General features: G+C 63.9%; 4 protein-coding genes. 3 read left to right on the forward strand and 1 reads right to left on the reverse strand.

The genetic code is table 11. From position 1 onward, the window contains the following. Nucleotides 1-932, reverse strand: a 932-nt coding sequence (locus tag RUW20_RS20665) for a PAS domain-containing protein (protein WP_313954102.1), incomplete at its 3' end; no start/stop codon positions are given. Nucleotides 933-1,330: 398 nt separating this feature from the next. Here RUW20_RS20665 and RUW20_RS20670 point away from each other — a divergent pair. The 3 genes from RUW20_RS20670 to nrfD form a co-directional block, all read left to right on the forward strand. Then, a complete protein-coding gene (locus tag RUW20_RS20670; RefSeq protein ID WP_313954103.1) occupies nt 1,331-2,503 on the forward strand; it encodes a hydrogenase small subunit in 1,173 nt (390 codons plus the stop codon). 1 nt (nt 2,504) lies between these two features. After that, entirely contained in the window at nt 2,505-3,542 is a 1,038-nt protein-coding gene (gene hybA, locus RUW20_RS20675) for a hydrogenase 2 operon protein HybA (protein WP_313954104.1), read from the forward strand. Nucleotides 3,543-3,544: 2 nt separating this feature from the next. Beyond that, on the forward strand, nt 3,545-4,080 hold a 536-nt coding region (gene nrfD, locus RUW20_RS20680), incomplete at its 3' end, for an NrfD/PsrC family molybdoenzyme membrane anchor subunit (RefSeq protein WP_313954105.1).

The following is a 4,080-nucleotide window of genomic DNA, read 5'->3' on the forward strand; positions in this document are numbered from 1 at the left end:
ACACTGCGATCGATTGCCGAGAAGCGCTTCAGCCCATCGACGATGTCGCGCGTACGCTCGGCGCCTTCGGTCATGCCGTCGAGGAGCGGCGTGACGTCCTCGAGGATACGGTCGATACGCAGCTCCTGGCGCATTCGCACGAGGTCCGGCGAGCCCGCGAAAGCCTCGGCGTGCACCGCCTCGAGATAGGTCTGCAGGCGCGCCGTGTAACGCCGGATGGCCAGCACGTTGCCCAGCACGAAGCTGATCGGGTTGTTCAGCTCGTGCGCCACACCGGCCACCAGACGGCCGAGCGAGGCCATTTTCTCGGCTTGCAGAAGCTGCTGCTGGGTGAGCTTGAGATCGTCGTGCGCCTGGCGCAATGCGTGATAGGCCCGGCGCAGTTCACCGACCGGGCGGCCGGTCAGCACCATGCCGACCAGCTTGCCGGTGCCCGAGAGGCGTGGCGTGCAGTTCAGCGAAACGGGCAGCGGACTACCATCCCGCCCCATGATTCTTAGCTCGCAATCCTGAACCGTTTGCGGGCGTGCCGCCGAGAAGAAGTCGCGGGCGCGTTGCTGCGAAGTCTCGTCGGCGAAGAGGTCGGAGACCGGTCGCCCGCGTAGCGCCTCCTCGTCCTGGCCGATGAAGCGACGCAGCGAGTCGTTGACCTCCTGGATCGCGCCATGCCGATTGCAGACGATCAGGATGTCCGACATCGACGCCAGAACGCTCTCGATGAACTGCTGCGAATCCTCGAGCGCGGCATTCTTCTGCTCCAGCACCACTTCATATTGCAGCAGGTCGTTGTACACCTCGTCCATCTTGTGGATGACCTCGATCCACACCGCCTCGTCCACGCCATTGAGAGCCGACGACGGCTCCGGCAGGCTGTCAGTAGCGGCCAACGGGTGCGACAGTGGCCGCTTGGCAGGGAGGCTTGAATCCGGCATGCCGCGATCGTAGGACCAATCGGAGCGCCGCGCAACGATCGGCTGCGCAGCTTCGAGCCAGCGCTTGAGCTGTCGATGGCTGCGCCCGGTCGGCCCGCCAGGAACCGGCCATTCGCATCCAGAGCCGCCCGAACAGCACGCCTGTGGCGACAAGCTGAAGTGCAAACAATGTTTCCACTTCGCGCCCCAGACGAAAACCAGGGTTCCTTTTTCGCCTCCCCATCGCGACATCATGTCACTGGTTTTATTAGCCATTGTCCGCTGGCACGTTTCTTGTAAGGGCTAACTCAGTCAATGCACCCGTCCGTCCGGGCGTGTCGGCCCACAAACCATCCGACCGGCGGTCGGGCGACGAACAAGAGCTGGCGAGCGACAGCACAAAATAAGGGGGCAGGAAAATGGCAAGTACCCGTCTACTGCAGCTGGAGGCCAATGCGCACATCGTCGAGGCAAGCAAGCGACTCGGCATGCCGCGACGGGAGTTTCTGCAGTTCTGCGCCACCATGGCCGCAGGCATGGGCTTGCCGGCTGGGGCCGAGGCGGCCGTGGCCGAGGCGGTAGCCACCAAGAAACGACCTTCGGTAATCTGGCTGCACTTTCAGGAATGTACCGGCTGTACGGAATCCCTGCTGCGTGCCGAGCATCCGACGCTGGAACGGCTGATTCTCGATGTCATTTCGCTCGACTATCACGAGACGCTGTTTGCCGCTGCCGGTCATCAGGTCGAACAGGCCCGCAAGACGGCCATGGCCGAGAACAAGGGCGGCTACGTGCTGGTCGTCGAAGGCGCCATCCCGACCCGCGATGGCGGCATCTACTGCAAGGTGGGGGGCAAGACCGCGATCGAGCTGACCAAGGAGTGTGCGGCCGACGCGGCAGCGGTGATCGCCATCGGTTCCTGCGCGAGCTGGGGTGGCATGCCATCGACCGCACCCAACCCGACCGGTTCATCCGGCGTCGCCGAGGTCCTCGGCAAGCCGGTGGTGACGATTCCGGGTTGCCCACCCAACCCCTACAACTTCCTGGCCACGGTGGTGCACTTCCTGACCTTTGGCGCACTGCCCCCGGTCGATGACCTGGGTCGCCCGATGTTCGCCTACTCGCGGCTGATCCATGAGAACTGCGAGCGTCGCGCCCATTTCGACGCCGGACGTTTCGCCATGCAGTTCGGCGACGAAGGGCACCGCAAGGGCTATTGCCTTTACAAGCTGGGCTGCAAGGGTCCGGAGACCTACGCCAATTGCCCGACCGTCCTTTTCGGCGATGCCGGCGGCGGCACCTGGCCGGTTGGCTGCGGCCATCCGTGCATCGGCTGCACCGAGCAAGGTGTCGGCTTCAGCAAGCCGATTCACATGCTCGCCAAAGTAAAGAACGTCGAACCGCCACAGCAATATCCACGCATCGTCGAGGAACAAGGCATCGGCGCCACGCTCGGCTCGGCGTCGATCCTGGCCGCCGTGGCCGGCGCGGCCGCCGGCGCGGGGGCGATGGTCGCGCGCAATCTCGGCCTTTCGCACCAGGCCGAAGAAAGCGAGCGCGCCAGGGCAGCAAGCGAGAAAACGGAGGCCTGAAATGCGTACACAGTTGCCTGAACCGGCCACCGACGAAAACTTTCGTCGCAAGTTCCTCAAGGGATGCCTCGGCGCCGCCGGGACGGCAGTCGCGGCCGGCACGCTGAGCACGCCGGCCGAGGCGCGCGATACCCATCAGCGCCCGCCCGAGGCCCTCGGCCTGCTCTACGACGCGACCTTGTGTATCGGCTGCAAGGCCTGTGTCGCCGCCTGCAAGCAGGCCAACGACAACCCACCGGAGTTCTCGACGGTCGACAAGCTGTGGGACACGCCGCTCGACACCAGCGGCTACACCTTCAACATCATCAAGATGTATCGCCACGGCACGATGAAGACCAAGGACGCCGAAGAAAACGGCTACGCCTTCATGAAGACCTCGTGCATGCATTGTGCCGATCCGTCCTGTGTCTCCGCCTGCCCGGTGACGGCGATGACCAAGGACCCGAAGACCGGCGTCGTCGCCTACGATCCCGATGCCTGCGTCGGCTGCCGCTACTGCGTGGTCGCCTGTCCATTCGGCATCCCCAAGTATCAGTACGACTCGCCGACCGGCCAGATCGGCAAGTGCGAGCTTTGTCGCCATCGCGTTAAAGATGGCCACTACTCGGCGTGCGCCGAGGTCTGCCCGACCGGCGCGACCCTGCATGGCCGTACCGCAGATCTACTCGTCGAAGCGAAGCGCCGCCTGGCACTGCCCACCGGTAGCGTCACCACCTACCCGCGCGGCAGCATCGACGGCGGCCCGGACCAGAGCTACGAGGGCTACGTCGGCAAGTACCAGCAGCACGTCTATGGGGAAACCGAATACGGCGGCACGCAGGTACTCAAGCTCTCGGCGGTTCCCTTCGAGAAGGTCGGCATGCCGAACCTGCCACCAAACTCATCGGCCGCGACTTCCGAGACCATCCAGCACACGCTCTACGGCGGCCTGCTGATGCCCTTCGCCGTACTCGGTGCAATGACTTACGTCGCCAGGCGCAACGTTCATCACGAAGACGACGATGACAGTCAGCCGACTGGCAAGCCAGGGGAGGAGTGAACATGAGCACGCAACAACATGGCAGGCCGGCGCCGCTTGGCGGCAGCCTGTTCAATGCCACCACACTGATCTGTGGCGTGCTGATCGCCGTCATGGCGACGATCGTGCTGGTCCGTCTGGTTTTTGGACTCGGTGCCACGACCAATCTCAACGACGGCTACTCCTGGGGCGTGTGGGTGGTTTTCGACGTCTTCATCGGTTCGGCGCTGGCCTGTGGCGGCTTCTCTGTCGCCTTGCTGGTCTACATCTTCAACAAGGGCCAGTACCATCCGCTGGTGCGGCCGGCACTGCTTGGCAGCCTCTTCGGCTACACCCTGGCCGGCGCCGCGATCACTTTCGACCTCGGCCGCTGGTGGAACTTCTGGCACATCTTCTGGCCCGGCTACTTCAACGTCAACTCGGTGATGTTCGAAGTCGCGGCGTGCATCACGCTCTACATCATCGTCATGTGGATCGAGTTCTCGCCGGTGTTCCTCGAGAAACTCGGCCTGCATAACGCCCGCCGCAAGCTGAGCAAGGTGTTGTTCATCTTCATCGC

It is taken from the genome of Accumulibacter sp. (assembly GCF_032229525.1).
Classification (GTDB): domain Bacteria; phylum Pseudomonadota; class Gammaproteobacteria; order Burkholderiales; family Rhodocyclaceae; genus Accumulibacter.